The 17,302-nt window shown below is 59.1% G+C and carries 17 protein-coding genes; 13 read left to right on the plus strand and 4 right to left on the minus strand.

Annotation, left to right across the window (positions count from 1 at the left end):
- Positions 1 to 38: 38 nt before the first annotated feature.
- The 4 genes from AYR47_RS17125 to AYR47_RS17140 are packed head-to-tail and all read right to left on the minus strand — an operon-like array spanning position 39 to position 3,734.
- Positions 39 to 599 carry a GNAT family N-acetyltransferase gene (locus AYR47_RS17125; protein WP_061436036.1) on the minus strand — a complete coding sequence of 187 codons (561 nt, stop codon included), beginning with the start codon at positions 597 to 599 and terminating at the stop codon, positions 39 to 41.
- On the minus strand, positions 596 to 1,069 hold the full coding sequence (locus tag AYR47_RS17130; RefSeq protein ID WP_061436038.1) for an isochorismatase family protein: 474 nt from the start codon (positions 1,067 to 1,069) through the stop codon (positions 596 to 598). Before AYR47_RS17130 ends, AYR47_RS17125 begins: the two co-directional genes overlap by 4 nt.
- A gap of 48 nt (positions 1,070 to 1,117) precedes the next feature.
- Entirely contained in the window at positions 1,118 to 2,941 is a 1,824-nt protein-coding gene (locus tag AYR47_RS17135; RefSeq protein ID WP_061436040.1) for a glycoside hydrolase family 15 protein, read from the minus strand.
- The gene (locus AYR47_RS17140; protein WP_061436042.1) at positions 2,934 to 3,734 is read right to left on the minus strand and encodes a glucose 1-dehydrogenase; all 801 of its coding nucleotides are present in this window, start codon (positions 3,732 to 3,734) and stop codon (positions 2,934 to 2,936) included. The genes AYR47_RS17135 and AYR47_RS17140 overlap by 8 nt, the downstream gene beginning before the upstream one ends.
- 253 nt (positions 3,735 to 3,987) lie before the next feature.
- Here AYR47_RS17140 and AYR47_RS17145 point away from each other — a divergent pair, with 253 nt between their 5' ends.
- The 13 genes from AYR47_RS17145 to AYR47_RS17205 all read left to right on the plus strand — a co-directional run bounded on the left by AYR47_RS17145 (position 3,988) and on the right by AYR47_RS17205 (position 16,986).
- Complete coding sequence (locus tag AYR47_RS17145) at positions 3,988 to 4,692, plus strand: HAD family hydrolase (protein ID WP_033899703.1); 705 nt, start codon at positions 3,988 to 3,990, stop codon at positions 4,690 to 4,692.
- Positions 4,693 to 4,709: 17 nt separating this feature from the next.
- Entirely contained in the window at positions 4,710 to 5,933 is a 1,224-nt protein-coding gene (locus tag AYR47_RS17150; protein WP_061436044.1) for a transaldolase family protein, read from the plus strand.
- Positions 5,930 to 6,658 (plus strand): sulfotransferase family protein, encoded by a 729-nt coding sequence (locus tag AYR47_RS17155; protein ID WP_061436045.1) that lies wholly within the window; start codon positions 5,930 to 5,932, stop codon positions 6,656 to 6,658. Before AYR47_RS17150 ends, AYR47_RS17155 begins: the two co-directional genes overlap by 4 nt.
- 10 nt (positions 6,659 to 6,668) lie before the next feature.
- Positions 6,669 to 7,394, plus strand: a complete 726-nt coding sequence (locus AYR47_RS17160) for an SDR family oxidoreductase (protein WP_061436047.1) — start codon at positions 6,669 to 6,671, stop codon at positions 7,392 to 7,394.
- Entirely contained in the window at positions 7,391 to 8,527 is a 1,137-nt protein-coding gene (locus AYR47_RS17165; RefSeq protein ID WP_033899709.1) for a hypothetical protein, read from the plus strand. Before AYR47_RS17160 ends, AYR47_RS17165 begins: the two co-directional genes overlap by 4 nt.
- A gap of 7 nt (positions 8,528 to 8,534) precedes the next feature.
- Positions 8,535 to 9,305 carry a class I SAM-dependent methyltransferase gene (locus AYR47_RS17170; RefSeq protein WP_033899711.1) on the plus strand — a complete coding sequence of 257 codons (771 nt, stop codon included), beginning with the start codon at positions 8,535 to 8,537 and terminating at the stop codon, positions 9,303 to 9,305.
- Between the two features lie 10 nt (positions 9,306 to 9,315).
- Complete coding sequence (locus AYR47_RS17175; RefSeq protein ID WP_033899713.1) at positions 9,316 to 10,545, plus strand: MFS transporter; 1,230 nt, start codon at positions 9,316 to 9,318, stop codon at positions 10,543 to 10,545.
- Positions 10,542 to 11,144 (plus strand): adenylyl-sulfate kinase, encoded by a 603-nt coding sequence (gene cysC / locus AYR47_RS17180; RefSeq protein ID WP_061436051.1) that lies wholly within the window; start codon positions 10,542 to 10,544, stop codon positions 11,142 to 11,144. Before AYR47_RS17175 ends, cysC begins: the two co-directional genes overlap by 4 nt.
- Positions 11,145 to 11,240: 96 nt before the next feature.
- Positions 11,241 to 11,885 carry a CGNR zinc finger domain-containing protein gene (locus AYR47_RS17185; protein ID WP_033899715.1) on the plus strand — a complete coding sequence of 215 codons (645 nt, stop codon included), beginning with the start codon at positions 11,241 to 11,243 and terminating at the stop codon, positions 11,883 to 11,885.
- A gap of 83 nt (positions 11,886 to 11,968) precedes the next feature.
- Positions 11,969 to 12,469, plus strand: coding sequence for a sigma-70 family RNA polymerase sigma factor (locus AYR47_RS17190; protein ID WP_033899716.1), 501 nt, complete (start codon positions 11,969 to 11,971; stop codon positions 12,467 to 12,469).
- A gap of 26 nt (positions 12,470 to 12,495) precedes the next feature.
- Positions 12,496 to 13,449, plus strand: coding sequence for a FecR family protein (locus AYR47_RS17195; RefSeq protein WP_061436053.1), 954 nt, complete (start codon positions 12,496 to 12,498; stop codon positions 13,447 to 13,449).
- Positions 13,450 to 13,546: 97 nt separating this feature from the next.
- Positions 13,547 to 15,952: a TonB-dependent siderophore receptor gene (locus AYR47_RS17200; protein ID WP_061436055.1), complete on the plus strand. Its 2,406-nt coding sequence runs from the start codon at positions 13,547 to 13,549 to the stop codon at positions 15,950 to 15,952.
- 224 nt (positions 15,953 to 16,176) lie between these two features.
- Complete coding sequence (locus tag AYR47_RS17205; RefSeq protein ID WP_237142476.1) at positions 16,177 to 16,986, plus strand: hypothetical protein; 810 nt, start codon at positions 16,177 to 16,179, stop codon at positions 16,984 to 16,986.
- The last annotated feature ends 316 nt before the right edge of the window (positions 16,987 to 17,302 follow it).

Genomic DNA, 17,302 nt, shown 5'->3' on the forward strand with positions numbered 1-17,302 from the left:
TCCTTGAATACCGAATGGAATGTGCGCTTCAGATACCGCTATATACCTTGCTTTTTCATGTCCGACCATTCCCGCGCCAGCAGCCCCAGCACCTCAAGGTCATGCCGCTCGCCGTTCCAGAATCCGGCTTCTCGCAGTTTTCCTTCGACTTTGAAGCCCAGACGCTCCAGCAACGCGCGGGACGCGTGGTTGTGTGGATGAACCAGCGCTTCGACACGGTGCAAGTGCATCTGCATGAAACCCCATTCCAGTGTTCCACGCAGGGCTTCGCTCATCAGGCCTTGCCCTCGGAAGTCGGGTGCAAGCTCGCAGGCCAGCGCGCAACTGTTCCATCCACGGTTCCACTTGAATAAGCCACAACTGCCGATCAGTCTGCCCTCGAACTCCAGCCCCCAGCGAGTGCCCGGGTTAGGCTGGGTACGCCATTGAGTAAAGGTCTCGATCAGGGCTTGTGCCTGGCTGATTTCGGTCATCGGGTCAGCGCCGAACCAGCGCATGCTGTCGGTATCGCGGTAGATGGCGAACAGCGCCTGGGCATCTTGAGCCACTAATTCCCGCAACTGCAGGCGTGGCGTGCGCAGGGTAGGGAAGGGGGTCATAAGGTGGCAGCGACCTGGTCCCGATCAATCACTTGCCCAAAATGATGCCGCCACAGATCCACCCCCAACTGCCCCGACCGATCCAGCGACGAACCCACCGTCAGATCGCTGATCAAGGTCGGCTGCAATCCTGCGTCAAACAGCGCAAACCCGGCCGCCAGCACGCAGGTGTCGGTCTGGATACCACACACCAGCACGCGTTGCGGCGCGAGGCTTTTGAGGTAGGCGACGGTCTCGGGTGTTGGCGCATAGCCGTGTTTGATAAAGATGCGGTCGGCGGCCACCAGGCTCTGGTCGTTCGGCGCCGGTTGCCAGCCGAGTTGCCGGGCGAAGGGCGTGACGCTCTCGTCGTGGCGCTCCACGGTGGCGACTGACGGCATGCGCCCCAGCAGGGCATTGATGCCGTCCACCAGCCACGCGGGCGGGTTGAAGGAGGGTTGCACATCGATGATCAGCAGTACCTGGCGCATGGCGTTCCTGTCCGTGGTCGAGGGGCTGCCCATTGTGCACAGGCCACTTCAGGGTTGCCAGGTGGTTTTCTCCCCGCTGAGCTTGCGGTCCAGGAACGTCGCCGCGCTGATCAACGCCAGGTGACTCAAGGCCTGGGGCGTGTTACCCAGGTGACGGGCCTGATTGTCGAATTCTTCGGCGTACAAACCCAGGGGGTTGGCATAGCGCAGCAGTTGCTCGAATTCCAGGTGGGCCTTTTCCACTTGTCCGGCGCGGGCCAGGCATTCGACATACCAGAACGAGCAGGCCGCAAATGCGCCTTCGATGCCTTGCAGGCCGTCGATCTGGCTGTCGTCGTTGCGGTAGCGGTAGACCATGCCGTCGCGCACCAGGCTTTTCTGGATGGCTTCCAGGGTCGAGAGCCAGCGCGGGTCGGTGGCCGCGACAAACCTCACCAACGGCATCAATAGCATCGAACCGTCGAGCGCGGTGGTGCCGGTATGCTGCACGAAATGCCCGCGCTCTTCGTTCCAGAAGTTGCTCCAGATGTCGGCGTAGATCGCTTGGCGGGTCTGGTCCCAGCGTGCGAACGGCGCCGGCAGCGAACGTTTGGAAGCCAAACGGATGGCGCGATCCAGCGCTACCCAACACATCAGTCGTGAGTGCAGGAAGTGATGCTGCTCGCCGCGCATTTCCCAGATGCCCACGTCTTTGGTGTTCCAGATTTCACAGACTTGATCAGCCACCTCCACGGTGTGTTTCCAGCCTTCATGGGAGATGGCCTCGCCGTATTTGTTGACCAGGTACACCGCGTCCATCAGCTCGCCATAGATGTCCAGCTGGATCTGGTCGAAGGCTTCGTTGCCGATGCGTACCGGCTTGGCGCCGCCATGGCCGCTGAAGTGTTCCAACTCGGCTTCCGGCAGTTCCTGACGCCCGTCGATGCCATAAAGAATATTGATCTTGGTCGGCTGGCCACAGCAGTCACTTACGCGGCCTTTGAGCCAGCGCATATAGGCGTTGGCTTCCTCGACAAACCCCAGGCGCATGAAGGCATAGACGGTGAAGGATGCGTCGCGGATCCAGGTGTAGCGGTAGTCCCAGTTGCGTTCACCGCCGGGGGTTTCCGGCAGGCCGAAGGTGGCGGCGGCGATGATCGCGCCGTGTTTGCGCGACGTCAGAAGCTTAAGCGCCAGGGCCGAGCGGTTGACCATTTCGCGCCAGCGCCCACGGTAGTTCGATTGCGCGATCCAGCCGCGCCAGAACTTCAAGGTGTGGGCCAACGCCAGGTCCGTGCAGCTGCTGTCCACCCGTTCATCCTCCTGGCCGCCGAGGACGAATTCGGCACCTTCTTCCTGCTCCAGGGTAAAGCTGGTCACGGCGGCACCGTCTTTGATCTGCAGTGGATGGCTACTGGACAAACGCAGGCCGGGCTGACCGTCGGCGCTGAAGCACACTGTGCCGTTGTCACGGGTGGTCTGGGTGGGCGTGCGCGCATAGTCATGGCGCACCGCGCAGCGCAGATGGATATCGGCCTTGCCGCTGACCACCCGCACCCGGCGGATCAACAGCGGCAAGTCGTCGATCTCTTCGCTGATGGCCAACAGGTCGGTGATCTCTACCACGGCCTCGTCGCTGAGCCAGCGGGTTTGCAGCACGTTGGTGTCGGGCAGGTAGATCTGTTCGCGGCGCGCGTTGGGCAGGTCCGGGGTAAGTTGGAAAATGCCGGCGTCGGGGCTGTCCAGCAGCGAGCAGAAGATCGAGGGGCTGTCGAATTCCGGCCAGCAGAAGAAGTCGATACTGCCTTTGTCGTTCACCAATGCGGCACTGCGCATATCGCCAATGATGCCGTGGGCATCGATGGCGCTTTGTGGTTCGTTCAAATCAACCATTGCCACGGAACTCCGGATACAGGCTCATGCCGCCGTCAATAAAGAGTGTGCTGCCGACCACATAATCGGATGCATCGCTGGCCAGCCACACCACCGCGTTGGCGACGTCTTCCACGTCGCCGATCCGCCCGTAGGGAATCAACTTGAGCAGCTCTTGTGCTGCCGCGCCTTCGGTGGCGGCTCGGTTGATCGCGGTGCGAATCGCCCCCGGCGCAATGCCGTTGATGCGGATGCGTTGCTCACTGACTTCCTGGGCGAGGGTGCGCATCAACATCTCCACGCCACCCTTGGACGCTGCGTAGTTCACGTGCCCGGCCCAGGGGATCAGTTGGTGCACCGAACTCATGTGGATGATTTTGCCCGCCGCCCGCGACACGCCTTCGCGCACGCCCTGGTGGTTGAAGATGCGCACCGCCGCACGGGCACACAGGAATTGGCCGGTGAGGTTGACGCCGATCACCGCATTCCAGTCATCCAGGCTCATGTCCACCAGGTTGGCGTCCTTCTGCATGCCGGAATTGGCCACCAGGATGTCCAAGTGGCCGAAGGCATCGAGGGCCTGGGCAAAAAGCCGTTCTACCTCTTCTTCTTTAGCCACGTTGGCGCCGATGGCAATCGCCCGACCACCCTCGGCGTTGATCTGTTCTGCCAGTGCCTCGGCCGGCGCGGCCTGGCTGTTGTAATTCAGCACCACCGCCGCTCCGGCTTGCGCCAGAGCCTTGGCCGCGCCGGCACCGATTCCGGAACTGGCACCGGTCACCAGCGCCACTTGTTGCTCCAACGAGATACGCATTGCTCACCGACCTTAAATTCGCGAGTTCAAGTAGCTGACTGATCGCGCGCAAGGGAAGTTCACCCGTGTGAAATTAGCGACTACAACCATGGTGAAAAATGGAATAACAGAACTATAAAAAATAACCATAAGATACTAAAAAACCGCTCAAAAGCGTTTGACAGGCTTTTTCGCCGCGTGTCTTATAGGCACACATCAACCCGCTCCGTTGGTAGTTCGGAAGTCATCGCGGGGCCACCTATAAGAGATTTCTATGTGCCTTTCGGCCGATATAGGGGAACTACCAGTTCAGGTAAAAGCAGCGGCCTTAGTTGGCGTGCCTAAGTTAGTTATCTTCGATTGCGACGGTGTTCTGGTCCAAAGTGAAGAAATAACCCTGTCTGTATTGATCTCCATGCTTAATGCCCTGGCTCAGGGCGACACGCTGCTTGATGTCACACGTTTTATCGAACACTTTCGTGGGCGCAAGATTGCTGAGTGTTTGCGCGAAGCTGAGGAATTATTAAATGTCAGTGTGGACGACGCGTTTGAACAGCGTTTTCGTGAGCGGGCGCTGCATGCACTGACACTCAGTTTAAAAGCCACGGATGGAATGCTGGAAGTCCTGGAAAGTTTGGACGTGCCTTACTGCGTTGCCTCGAGTGCGCCGCGTAACAAGATCGAGCATTGCTTGCGCCTGGCGGGACTGTTTTCTTATTTCGAAGGGCGAATATTCAGTTGTTATGAATTGGGTAGTTGGAAACCTGATCCCTTGGTGTTCCTGACGGCCTGCCGGACTTACAGCATTGATGTGAGTGATGCGCTGGTGGTGGAAGACAGTGTGACGGGTATCCAGGCTGCGGTAGCGGCCAATATAAAAGTGTTGGGCTTTGGTCCTGCGCATCGGCACTCGCAGTTGGCCGCGGCAGGGGCATTGCCGATTGCCGACATACGCGAAGTATTGACCATTTTTAATTGACTCAGGGAGGAGGCGTCGTGAACACACTTGGTTACCTGGAACGGCTCAAACGCAACGATCAATCTTCGCAAGTGTGGTGGGATTCATCGCCTGCCGTATACCTGCCGTATAAACAACACCTGCTGGAAAAGTACCCGGCGGCCGCGACCTATATACAAGCGTTGATGCCGGATGAGTTCTCCCAGCCCTGGGGCTTGTGCAGTGCGACCACCAACCCTCGGTTGGTGACGGCCGTCATCCTCGAAAAGCGCGAGTATTGGTCTTCACGTTTCAACCTGGCCAAGCTGTCGCCTAATGAGTTGCGCAAGCAGCTGTACAACGAAGTCATCGTCGAAGGGGCTGCCACGCTCAAGTCGCGGTGGGTTCAATCGGCACAGGCCGAAGGTTGGATTTCCGCCCAGGTTGACCCGGTGGACGTGCGTTGCACCGAGCGTATGACCACCCGGGGGTTGGAACTGCAGCGCCTGGCGCCGAACGTGATGGTCAAGGTGCCGGGCAGCCTGGAAGGGATGGCCACCGTCGAGCAACTGGTGGCTCAGGGCGCCTCGATCAATATCACTTTTTGCTTCACGGTTGCCCAGTTCCAGGCCGGTATCCAGGCCATCGAGCGTGGCAGGGAGACGGCGCGCAGCAACGGTATCGACACCAGCCGCTGCAAGTACGTGATCACTTTCATGATTGGGCGTTTCGCCTGCCAGCCCGAGTTCACCCTGCAGGCTGCCGAGCGTGGCCTTGTCTTGAGCGCCGATGATCTGCGTTGGGCCGAGTTGATGATCTACGAACAGATCCAGGCGCTGGTGGCAGCCTCGAAGGTGCCGGTCAAGACCCTGCTTTCCAGCATAAAGATCGATGTGGACGAACGTGGCAACAAGCATTGCTGGCACTTGGAAAAGACCGGGCAAACCGCGACCTGCTACACACTGACGCCGGACGTAGTGGAATTCCTGATTGAGCGCGAAAGCCACGGCAAACCGGTCGTACCCGCGCAGGAACCCCAGAAACCCCCGGCCTCGACCTTCGCGAAGCTGATCCGTATCCCGTATTTCTACGAAGCCTACTTTGTCGATAGCATCGAACCGTACGACTTCGGCAACCACGAAGCCTTTATCAACGCCTGCAATGAAGCCAACAGCGCGCACCGGCGTCTGGCGGATTACTGCGTTCGGCTCTGCCCCGTGACGACACCGTTCAAGCGCGCATTCAACGCATTGCTCGCCGCTGAATTTGGGGTGATCGCATGAACCGGATGATCGGGTTGTGGGCCCACCCACGTTCGCGCTCCACGGTGCTCGAACGCGTGTTTATCGAGCGGGGCGATTTCGAGGTCTTCCATGAGCCTTTTGCGCACATGGCCTTTTCCGAGGACTCGGCGATTCCTTCGGATGAGTGGGATCACAGTTTGCCCACGACTTACCCAGGTATAAAAGAGCATCTACTGAGTGCCCGTGAGCGTGCAAACGTCTTCCATAAAGACATGTGTTATCACTGTTTGGACGATTTGAAAGTTGATGTTGGCTTTCTCGCGCAGCAGGACAATATCTTTCTGATTCGTGAACCTGCCAGCAGTATTATTTCCCATCATCGGGTGCATCCCGACATGCCCTTGCAGGCCATTGGGCATAAAGCACTGTATGACATATTTTGTGTGGTCACCAAACTGACCGGCAAAGTGCCCTATGTGATCAATGCGGATGATCTGGCCGCAGAGCCAGAACGAGTGATCCGTAAACTCTGTGATCATTTGAATATAGAGTTTCTGCCACACGCCATGACATGGAAGCGTGAGTGTCCTCAACAATGGAAAACGTGGCGTAGTTGGCATGCCGACGCGGAAAACAGTGAGCGGATTGTTTCTCCAAGTAATCCGAACGTTGATATCACGCTATTTGATCAATATCCGAATTTAAAGGCGATGTACGAATATCACCGTACGTATTACGCGCGCATGAATGAATTTTGCCAATAGGGATTGTTGTATGAAAAAGTTGATTGTGACCGGAGCGGCCAACGGAATTGGCCGGGCTACTGTGGAACTGGCGATTCAACAGGGTTATTTCGTTATCGGTGCGGACAAGGATGCCGAGGGTTTGAAAGTGCTGCAAGGTGTCTATGGCGCTGACGTGTTTGAAGCGCATATCGCTGACTTTTCGGAAATGGCAGTTATCAAGGGTTTTATTCCAAAACTGTATGAGCGGCATGCAAGTATTTACGGCCTGGTCAATAACGCCGGGATTTATCACGGCAAAAGTGTCTACGCCTACTCCGATGAGCAGATCGACGAGATCCTCACCGTCAACCTCAAGGCGCTGGTCTACCTCTCCAAAGACTTTGCCGAACGGGAAATGAAGCACGAAGCCCCGCGCAGCATCGTCAACATCGCTTCGGTGGCTGGAGAAGTGGGCAGCTGCGACGCACTCTACGGCGCCACCAAGGCCGCGGTGATCGGCCTGACCAAGGCCAACGCCTGGAACTTCGCGCCGTTCGTGCGGGTGAACGTGGTGTCCCCGGCGCTGATCCATGACACCGCGATCTACGGCACCATCCCCGAATACCGACGCGCCGAGTACGCCCGCCAGGAAGTCCTCAAGGACCCGATCCTGCCCAGTGGGGTGGCTGAGGTCATCCTTCTGCTGGCCGGAGATGCCATGCGTCACATCACGGGCAGGGTGATTCCGGTCGACAACGGAGCCTACCCACGATGAACCTTCCGGTGCGCAAGAAAAAGCTGCTGCTGGTAGGCGCCGGCAACCTATGCCTGCAGATCCTGAAGATTCTGGGGCCGAAAAACGCGTTCGACTTTGTGGTGTTGGGGCGCAATGAAGAAGCCACGATCCGCTTGTGCAACCTGGTGACGTTGTCGTGTGCGCAGTTGGGCCAGTTTATCGACATCAAGCCCGTGGTTGCCGACCTGACGGATATCGGCAGGGTCACGCAGCTGCTACGTGAAGAAGCCCCGGATATGCTGGTGAACTGCGCGTCGCTGCAGTCCTGGCGGGTGATCACCGGACTGCCCAAGCTGTCGTTCGAGAAGCTCGACCAGGCCCAGTTCGGCCCCTGGCTGCCCATGCACCTGACGTTGATGCATTGCCTGATGCGGGCGGTGAAAGCCTCCGGCATCACCACTAAAACCGTGAATGCGGCGTTCCCGGATGCGGTCAACCCGATCTTGGCGCGCATCGGCCTGGCGCCGGATATTGGCGTGGGTAATGTGGCCAACCTGATTCCAGCGGTGCGTTTCTCCATCGCACGGTTGCTCGAATGTGCGCCTGCGGATGTGCAAGTGCAGCTGTATGCCCAGCATTACTTCAGCCACTACGTGCCGCGCGGTGGGTTACCTGCGCGGGCCAGCTACCGTCTGTTGTATGAAGTGCGTGACCGGCCAGAGGTGGTGCGTCTGCCAGCCGAGGCGATTTTCTCGACGGTGAAATCCGAGTTCCGTCGCCTGGGCGGAGTGGACGGGCAGTTCCTCACCGCATGCTCTGCCGTCACGGTCATCGAAGGGCTGTTCTCGCCCGTGCCGGTTCTGGTCCATGCGCCGGGGCCTCTCGGGCTTCCGGGTGGGTATCCGGTGTGGCTGCACGATGGGCAGATCCAGGTGCAGTTCTCCGACGCCTGCCCACAGGACGAGGCGGTGCGCATCAACAGCATCTGCCAGAGCCAGGATGGCATCGACGAAATCCATTGTGATGGTTCGGTGACTTACAACCCGCAGTGCATGGCTGTCATGCAATCGATGCTGGGGTATTCCAAGAACACCATGTCCATCGAGCAGTCCGCCGAGTTTGCCCGCGAGCTGGCGAGCAAGTACCTGTCCTTCAAGAATTCAACCTGGTAGGTGTGTGATGAATCAGATATCGGGGCGCAAGCACAACGACGTCGCCAGTTATGCCAAGCAGTACTCGGAGGATTTCGTCGAGCGCTGGGATGAATTGATCGATTGGGAAAAACGCAAAGCGGGGGAGGACGGGTTCTTCGAAAACCTGCTGCGCAGCCACGGCGTGCGGTCGGTGATCGACGTGTCGACGGGCAGCGGCTTCCATGCCGTCCAGCTCAAGCAGGCGGGCTTTGAGGTGGTGGCCACGGACGGCAGCAGCACCATGCTGACCAAGGCGCGGGCGAACTTTCGCAAGCATGGCTTGGACATTCAGTCCCACTATCGCGACTGGCACTCACTTGATCCCCAAGAGCTTGGCCAGTTCGATGCGGTGGTGTGCCTGGGCAGTTCGTTGTGCCATGTCTTCGCTGCCCACGATCGGTTGCGGGTACTGGCGAAGTTCAGGGCTTTGCTCAAGCCGGGCGGCTTGCTGATCGTGGACCAACGCAATTTTTTCGCCATTCGTGCCGGCAACTACAAGGCCAGCGGCAATTACTATTACTGCGGTACGAATGCTTCGGTCAGCTTGGGAGAGGTCGATGAGCACCTGTGTGAGTTCATCTATTCCTTTGATGACGCGGAACAATACCGGCTGCAGGTGTATCCCCTGTTGCCGGGCGAGTTGAAGGGGGAAGTGCTCAAGTCCGGGTTTACCGACCATGAGAGTTACGGCGACTTCGAACGTGACTACGACATGATGGATTGCGACTTCGTCATCCACACCGCGCGCGCCGAATAAGGAGGGTTTGATGAGTACACTCGTACAGAGCAATGCCCGGCCACTGGACAGCGTCGTGCTGGCGGTGGTTCTCACGGGGTTCGTGGCCAGCACCTATGGCTTTGGCGTCTACCTGTTCGCCAACCTGGTGGTCGACATGCGCCGCGACATCGGTTTTGACTACACCACGGTGGGCTTGATCACTGGCGGCGCGCAGATTGGCTTCCTGCTGTTTTCATCGGTGACCAGTTATATCAGCCGGTTTTTCGAAGGGTGGAAGATCAGCCTGGTGTCGACGGTGATGACGTCCCTGGCGCTGCTGGGGTTGAGTGTCAGCAACAGCATCTGGTTGTCGGGGGCGCTGTTGATCCTGCTCGGCGGCTGTTCCGCTTCGGTGTACATCCCGTTGGCAGAGATCGTCACCAAGGGCTTCAGCCCAGGCAATCGCTCGCGGGTCATGGGGCTGATTTCCAGCGGTACCAGCTACGGCGTATTCATCAACGGTTTGCTGGTGTCGTTCCTGACACTCAATGGTGGCTGGCGCTCGATCTGGCTCACTGCGGGGCTGATATCGGTGGCCCTGTGCGTGGTGGCCTGGTTTCTGTTGCGTAACTTCGCTGCGAGCCAAGACACCGGGTTTTCCGGGGAACGCGCCACCGCGTTTGACAGCCACCAGCCCTGGCTCAGCCGCTCGTTGTACCTGACCTGGGCCATCGCCTTTCTCAATGGCATGGCGTTGCTGCCGTTCCAGACGTACCTGGCGCCGTTCCTGCGCGATGAATTGGGTGTGTCGGTACAGGACGCCGGGTTTATCTGGACCACCATCGGCGCGGTAGGCATGGCGTCGGGCTTCCTGGTGGGGTGGATTGCCGACAAGGTCGGGGTGCGCGCGTCGCTGGCGATGTGTTTCCTGAGTGCGGGGCTGGCTGCCACCCTGGTATTCAGTTTCAACAGCCTGCCCTTGTTCTACCTGGCGGCGTTTCTGTTTGCGTTGGCGTTTTATCCCATCTTCGGACTGGTGCCCAGTTACATCGGGCAGATCGTCCCGGTCAGTCGGCTGACCCAGGCCTTTGGCATTGCCAACGTGTTGATCGGCCTGGGAGGCGTGTGCGGCAATTTCCTGGGCGGATTTTCCAAGGACCTGACCGGGTCGTTCTCGACCGTCTACTGGGTGGTGGCGCTGTTGTTGTTCGTGCAATGCGTGATGGTGTTCCTGTTGGGCAAACAGCCTGTTTCGGTCAAGGAGGGTGAACAGTCATGAGTTATTTTCCAGACACGCCGCACCGGAACCTGCACGCGTTTGCGTTCAGTCACCGCTCTGGCATGAAACATAACCCCGTGGTCATCTGGATGACCGGCCTCTCCGCGTCCGGCAAGTCGACCATTGCCGATGCGTTGGATAGTGCGCTGCAGGAACAAGGGCGGATCACCGCCATTATCGACGGCGACTCGGTGCGTGGCGGGCTGTGCCGAGACCTGGGTTTTACCGACAGCGACCGTGACGAGAATATCCGCCGGGTCGCCGAAGTGGCGCGGTTGATGCTGGAGGCGGGGCTGATCGTGATCGTGGCGTTGATTTCTCCCTCGTCGGCCAGCCGGCACTACGCGCGCTCGATCATCGGCAATGAGTTTTTTGTCGAAGTGCATGTGGACGCGCTGTTGGAAATCGCCGAACAACGTGACCCCAAGGGCCTGTATAAAAAAGCCCGCGCCGGGTTGATCAAGCACTTTACCGGTATCGACTCCCACTACGATGTCCCGGTGTTTCCGGAGGTGCACCTGGATACCCAGACGCTTTCAGTGGAACAGTCGGTCGCGACGATTCTTGATTGGATCGCGCACAACGACGAGTGCACCTAGCCGTCTGTCTTTGCGCGGGGATGACAATGTCTGCAACTTGAGAAAACAGGGTAATCTGCGCCATCGCAGGGAGAACGCGTTTTTTCAGGAGCAGGCATGACACATTTTACGGGCACTGCAAAATCGATCCGTCTGATTGGTGGGGCCCGGGTATTGGACTTTATCAATACCACCAACGGCCGTCGCCCGGGCACTTCGCTCAAGGTCGTAGAGGAGCGGCTCACCAGCTTTCAGTTCTTCTTCGAATGGGCATTGCATGCGTCGTTGATCTCGGCCCGAGAGTTTGACGACTACAAACCGATGGTGTTTGCCTCCTCCATGGCTTACCAGCCGGACCTGGACGCGATCATTGCGTTCAGGGAATGCCTGTACGCGGTGTTCTATCCGTTGTCGTTACAGGGTGCCGCGCCCGATGAGGCTTTGCAGCAAATCAACCAGGTGTTCCAGCAAGGCGTTGCCTGGCGGGTGCTGCGTTCCGTGGAGGGCAAACCTGCCTGGGCGTGGAAGCCCTGCACCACGGCGCAGGAGCTGACGGCTATGGTGCTCGGGCGCTTGGCCATCGAGGCCACGCAGTTACTGGTGTCCGGTGATCTGCACGCATTGCGCATTTGCGGCGCCGCTGACTGCGATTGGGTGTTCTTCGACATCTCCAAGAACAAGCAGCGCAAATGGTGCCAGATGAGCGTGTGTGGTAGCCGCGAAAAACTCAGCCGTCTCAAGCAGGTGGGCAGCACGCATTAGTTTCCAGGTGCGCGACGGGTAGCAATTGCTCCACTTAATAGGAAGCATTACTATTCACGCCCCGCCTCCCCAGTGCACCCGCGATGATCCCTCAGCCGCCCCGCAGAACAGGCTTTTTCGAACATTACGAAGAGTTGATCGGAACCTGGACGCGTCGCCTGAGAAACCGTCAGCAGGCCGAAGACCTGGCGCATGACACCTTTGTGCGGGTGCTGGAGTCGAAATCCGATCAGGTGGAGCAACCGCGCGCCTACCTGCATCAGACCGCGCGCAATATCGCAGTGGATGCCTATCGACGCGAAGACCGGCGTGAAGCCATCACGCTGGAAGCCTTTGATCAGCGCTCGCCCCACAGCGGCGACCCGGAGCATTTCATGCACGCGATCCAGTTGGCGGACTCCATCGAGCGGGCCTTGGCCGAGCTGCCGCTCAACTGTCGCAAGATTTTTATCTGGCAGAAAATCGAGGGGCTCACCCAGCAGGAAATCGCCGAACGCCTGGGGCTGTCTAAAAACATGGTGGAAAAGTATATGATCCGCACCCTGCGGCATCTGCGCGACCGCCTGGACGCGATGGCGCCATGAATGCCCGCTTTGAAACAGGATCTTCCATGATGGATAACCGTGCCCGAGACGAAGCCGCGCAATGGTTTGTGCGCCTGCAAGACGCCGAGTTGAGCGCTGCCGAGCGCCAGCGCTTTGATGCGTGGCGCAACGAGCATCCCGATCATCAATACGAATTTGATGTGCTACAAGGCCTGTGGAGTGCCACCGACTTGCTGCCCAAGGCCCGCTTGCAGGCGTTATGCGAGGCCCCGGTGGAACGGCCCAAGCGCCGCGGCGTGTTGCGTTACGCGGTGGCCGCCAGTGTGGTCGCCGTCGCGTTGGGCTTGGGCCTGTTCAGCGGGCTCGATCATCCAAAACCCTACAGTGCCGAGTTCAGCACGCGCTTGGGTGAACATCGCCAGGTGGCCTTGCCCGACGGTTCGGTGATGGACCTCAACAGCCGCAGCGTGGTTGCGGTGCATTATGAAAAGGGCCGGCGCGGCGTGGAACTCAAGCAGGGCGAGGCAATGTTCAGCGTCGAGCATGACACCAGCCGGCCGTTCGTTGTGGCCGCCGGGGCAGGGCAGGTGACGGTGACCGGCACGCGCTTTGATGTGCGTCGTGATGACGACCAGACTCGCGTGATGGTCGAGGCCGGCACTGTGAAAGTGCAAGGTCATTCACCGGACAAGGTGGTCACGTTGACGGCAGGCCTGGGGACCCACGTCGACAACAAAGGATCGGTGGCAGCGGCCTACGCTGTGAACACTGAAGAATTGACCGCCTGGCGCACGGGCAAGCTGGTCTTCAACAACGCTTCGCTGGGCGAAGTGGCGCGGGAGGTTTCGCGCTATCGCGAGCAACCGCTGCGGGTCAGTACGCCCGCGGTGGGCAACCTGCGCCTGACCAGCGTGTTCAAGGCCAATGACACCGACGCCTTGCTCAAGGCCTTGCCGCATATCCTGCCGGTGGCCTTGCGCACCTTGCCGGACGGCAGCCAGGAAATAATTTCACGCTGACATTCAGGTTTTTTTCGAGTTCTTCGTCTTCTCCTGCAACTGCAACTGGTTTGCATTAACAGCCGCATACTCTTGCGATCACAGGACTAGGTTCGACGTGAAAAAACTTGCCGTTAACAACAATAAAATCTCCCGCTGGGCGCCGCTGGCCCTGGCGCTTGCGGTCAGTGCCGCGCTGCCTACGGCCTACGCCGCCGACGCCATTCACATCCAGGCCCAGCCCTTGGGCGCGGCGCTGAGCCAATTGGGCCAGCAGACTTCCCTGCAAGTGTTCTTCAGCCCCGAGTTGGTCGCGGGCAAGCGGGCACCGGCGGTAGACGGCAACCTTTCCCCCGAACAAGCCCTGCGCCAATTGCTGCAAGGCAGCGGCCTGGACTACCAGATCGACGCCGGTTCCGTGACCCTGCGCCCGTTGAACAGCGGCACCGGTGAAGCCGGCTCGCCCCTGGAACTGGGCGCCACCGATATCAAGGTGGTCGGCGACTGGCTTGGCGATGCCAACGCTGAAGTGGTGCAGAACCATCCCGGCGCACGCACGGTGATCCGTCGCGAAGCCATGGTGGAGCAAGGCGCAATGAACGTCGGCGACGTACTGCGTCGCGTGCCTGGCGTGCAGGTGCAGGAATCCAACGGCACTGGCGGCAGTGATATTTCCCTCAACGTCGGCGTACGTGGCCTGACGTCGCGCCTGTCGCCACGTTCTACCGTGCTGATCGACGGCGTGCCGGCTGCGTTTGCGCCTTATGGCCAGCCGCAACTGTCGATGGCGCCGATTTCCGCCGGCAACCTGGAGAGTATCGACGTGGTGCGCGGTGCCGGTTCCGTGCGTTATGGGCCACAAAACGTCGGCGGCGTGATCAACTTCGTGACCCGTGCCATCCCCGAGAAATTCTCCGGGGAAGTCGGCACCACCCTGCAAACCTCCGCCCACGGCGGCTGGAAGCACGTGGACAACGCCTTTATCGGCGGCACCGCCGACAATGGCATCGGCGCCGCTTTGCTGTACTCCGGGGTCAATGGCAACGGTTACCGCAACAGCAACAATTCCAACGACATCGACGACGTGATCTTCAAGACCCATTGGGCGCCGACCGATCAAGACGACTTCTCGCTGAACTTCCACTACTACGACGCCAGCGCCGACATGCCCGGCGGCCTGACCCAGAAGCAGTTCGATGCCAACCCGTACCAATCGGTGCGTGACTGGGACAATTTCAGCGGACGCCGCAAGGACGTGTCCTTCAAGTACATCCGCCAGATCGACGACCGCACCCAGGCCGAAGTGCTGACTTACTATTCCGACAGCTTCCGCGGCAGCAACATCGCCAACCGCGACCTCAAGACGATCGGCTCCTATCCGCGTACCTACTACACCTTTGGCATCGAGCCACGGGTGTCCCATGTGTTCGACGTAGGCCCGAGCACCCAGGAAGTCAGCCTGGGCTATCGCTACCTCAAGGAAGGCATGCATGAGCAGGCCACCAGCCTGAACCTGGTCAACAATGTGCCGACGCCGGGTGGGCAGAGCGACGGTCACGTCTACCAGGACCGCACCGGGGGCACCGAGGCCAACGCGTTCTATATCGATAACAAGGTCGATATCGGCAAGTGGACCATCACGCCGGGCATCCGCTTCGAAGACATCCGTACTGAATGGCACGATCGCCCGGTGGTTGCCTTGAACGGCACGCGTACCCAGGAAAAACGCCGCGAAGTCCACAACAACGAACCACTGCCGGCCCTGAGCGTGATGTACCACGTCTCCGACGCCTGGAAACTGTTCGCCAACTACGAGACGTCGTTTGGCAGCCTGCAATATTTCCAACTGGGCCAGGGCGGCACCGGCGACCAGACCGCGAATGGTCTGAACCCCGAAAAGGCCAAGACCTACGAGGTGGGTACGCGCTACAACGACAATGTGTGGGGCGGCGAGCTGACGTTCTTCTACATCGACTTCTCGGATGAGCTGCAATACGTCAGCAACGATGTGGGCTGGACCAACCTCGGTGCGACCAAGCACACCGGCATCGAAGCGTCCGCCCACTATGACCTGTCGAACCTGGACCCGCGCCTGGACGGCCTGACCGCCAATGCCGGCTTCACCTACACCAAGGCCACCTCGGAAGGCGACGTACCGTTCAAGGGCCGTGACCTGCCGCTGTACTCCCGTGAAGTGGCCACCTTGGGCCTGCGCTATGACGTCAACCGTTGGACCCACAACCTGGATGTGTACGCTCAGTCGGGCCAGCGTGCGCCAGGCACGACCAGCACCTACGTCACCCAGGGCACGGCTGACGGTCAGTACGGTGATATCCCCGGTTATGTCTCGGTCAACGTGCGTAGTGGTTATGACTTTGGCGAACAGTTGTCCAACCTGAAGTTGGGCGTGGGCGTGAAAAACGTGTTCGACCAGCAGCACTACACCCGTTCCAGCGACAACAATGCCGGGCTGTACCTGGGCGAGCCTCGTACGTTCTTCGTACAGGCCAGTGTCGGGTTCTGATTGAAATATTGCCGCTCTTCCTGCTTAGGGAGAGCGGCACTGCCTGCCGATAGAGTGGCTTGTCTCTCACTCGATCAGATGTTCTTCCTACTTCGATTCTGGATACTTTCAGCGGTCTCAGGAACCGGTTCCCACCGTTCGGCCACACAGGATATGCCTGCCTTCGCTGGTTTCCTTGACGACTCAAGGCCAGGCACCTGAATAGACCGAACTGGAGAACTGGAATGTCGGTATCAGCATACAATCAGAGCGTTGCTCCTTCCCTCGATAACGCCTCCCTTGGAGATGCAAAACCCGCTGCCGAGCGGTCTGTCACCGGGTCAAATGTCCAGGTCACGGTAGGCGTCAATTTCACTGCGCAGTCCAATCAAGCCGGACCGATATTCGGTGGCCCGCCGCCGCGGCCGTTGCCCGGAAACCTGCGTCCGAATCCTGGCCCGCCGCCGCGTCCGACGCCGACGTTGCCGGACTCTTATTACTCGAAACAGAGCAACGAACAACTGGCGCAGGGCATCTTGAATAATTATGACGCGTTCAAGGGGCGCTGGCCCTCGCGTTACGTCACGCAACAGAGCCTGCAGCAAACAGCTAATCAACCATTGACCGACAACCCTTACAAGGACCCGAATATTCGATTGGCGAACGAAGTGCTGAAGCGTCCAGGGTTGCTGCAATCCCTTGATCGCAATGGCAGTACCGGTGCAGTGGATGGCCGTCTGACCAAGGGCGATATCACCAGCTTCGTTCGTTCGGACAATCCGCTGAAACTGAGTGACGACAAGCAAATCGTCCAAGACGTGCTGAATAATTTCAATGCGTTGAAGGGGGGATACTTCAGCAGCACGATAAAACTCAGGGATCTTAATGCGCGTGCGATTCAACCGTTGACCGGCAATCCGTACAACGACCATCTCACCCAGCTTTCGCGGGAGGTCATGACGCGTTCCGATCTGAGGTCAGCGATGGACAACATTTACAGCTGGCAACGCGATGGCAAGATTTCTCGCCAGGAGTTGTACACATTGCTTGGTTAGGGCCTGGGCCCCCTGCTGCGCATGACGCGGCAGGGGAGGCAAACATTTGGCGCAGCCAGTTACACCCTAAGCATGCGGAACTGTTTGCGAAGATCTACCACAAAGACAATATCCACCGGCCATTGAATGCCGATGGGGGCCTTCATCTACCGGATTAGGTCTGGACCATGAACTCGACATCATTTGATTCCCGTCACTCTCCGTATACCGCATCAACCGTGACTGCACTATCGCATGAGGCGCAAAACTCAAGAAAACCTCAAGAGCTGAACCTCACATCCTCACCCAGGTTCAGCTTCAAGGCGCCCACCGCCGA

The sequence above is a fragment of the Pseudomonas azotoformans genome (assembly GCF_001579805.1).
In the GTDB taxonomy this organism is placed as follows: domain Bacteria; phylum Pseudomonadota; class Gammaproteobacteria; order Pseudomonadales; family Pseudomonadaceae; genus Aquipseudomonas; species Aquipseudomonas azotoformans_A.

What these genes read in the sequence shown, in the direction of transcription:
- AYR47_RS17125 (WP_061436036.1), bottom strand. Translation starts at nt 599, where the DNA reads ATGACCCCCTTCCCTACCCTGCGCACGCCACGCCTGCAGTTGCGGGAA.
- AYR47_RS17130 (WP_061436038.1), bottom strand. Translation starts at nt 1,069, where the DNA reads ATGCGCCAGGTACTGCTGATCATCGATGTGCAACCCTCCTTCAACCCG.
- AYR47_RS17135 (WP_061436040.1), bottom strand. Translation starts at nt 2,941, where the DNA reads ATGGTTGATTTGAACGAACCACAAAGCGCCATCGATGCCCACGGCATC.
- AYR47_RS17140 (WP_061436042.1), bottom strand. Translation starts at nt 3,734, where the DNA reads ATGCGTATCTCGTTGGAGCAACAAGTGGCGCTGGTGACCGGTGCCAGT.
- AYR47_RS17145 (WP_033899703.1), top strand. Translation starts at nt 3,988, where the DNA reads ATGTGCCTTTCGGCCGATATAGGGGAACTACCAGTTCAGGTAAAAGCA.
- AYR47_RS17155 (WP_061436045.1), top strand. Translation starts at nt 5,930, where the DNA reads ATGAACCGGATGATCGGGTTGTGGGCCCACCCACGTTCGCGCTCCACG.
- AYR47_RS17160 (WP_061436047.1), top strand. Translation starts at nt 6,669, where the DNA reads ATGAAAAAGTTGATTGTGACCGGAGCGGCCAACGGAATTGGCCGGGCT.
- AYR47_RS17165 (WP_033899709.1), top strand. Translation starts at nt 7,391, where the DNA reads ATGAACCTTCCGGTGCGCAAGAAAAAGCTGCTGCTGGTAGGCGCCGGC.
- AYR47_RS17170 (WP_033899711.1), top strand. Translation starts at nt 8,535, where the DNA reads ATGAATCAGATATCGGGGCGCAAGCACAACGACGTCGCCAGTTATGCC.
- AYR47_RS17175 (WP_033899713.1), top strand. Translation starts at nt 9,316, where the DNA reads ATGAGTACACTCGTACAGAGCAATGCCCGGCCACTGGACAGCGTCGTG.
- cysC (WP_061436051.1), top strand. Translation starts at nt 10,542, where the DNA reads ATGAGTTATTTTCCAGACACGCCGCACCGGAACCTGCACGCGTTTGCG.
- AYR47_RS17185 (WP_033899715.1), top strand. Translation starts at nt 11,241, where the DNA reads ATGACACATTTTACGGGCACTGCAAAATCGATCCGTCTGATTGGTGGG.
- AYR47_RS17190 (WP_033899716.1), top strand. Translation starts at nt 11,969, where the DNA reads ATGATCCCTCAGCCGCCCCGCAGAACAGGCTTTTTCGAACATTACGAA.
- AYR47_RS17195 (WP_061436053.1), top strand. Translation starts at nt 12,496, where the DNA reads ATGATGGATAACCGTGCCCGAGACGAAGCCGCGCAATGGTTTGTGCGC.
- AYR47_RS17205 (WP_237142476.1), top strand. Translation starts at nt 16,177, where the DNA reads ATGTCGGTATCAGCATACAATCAGAGCGTTGCTCCTTCCCTCGATAAC.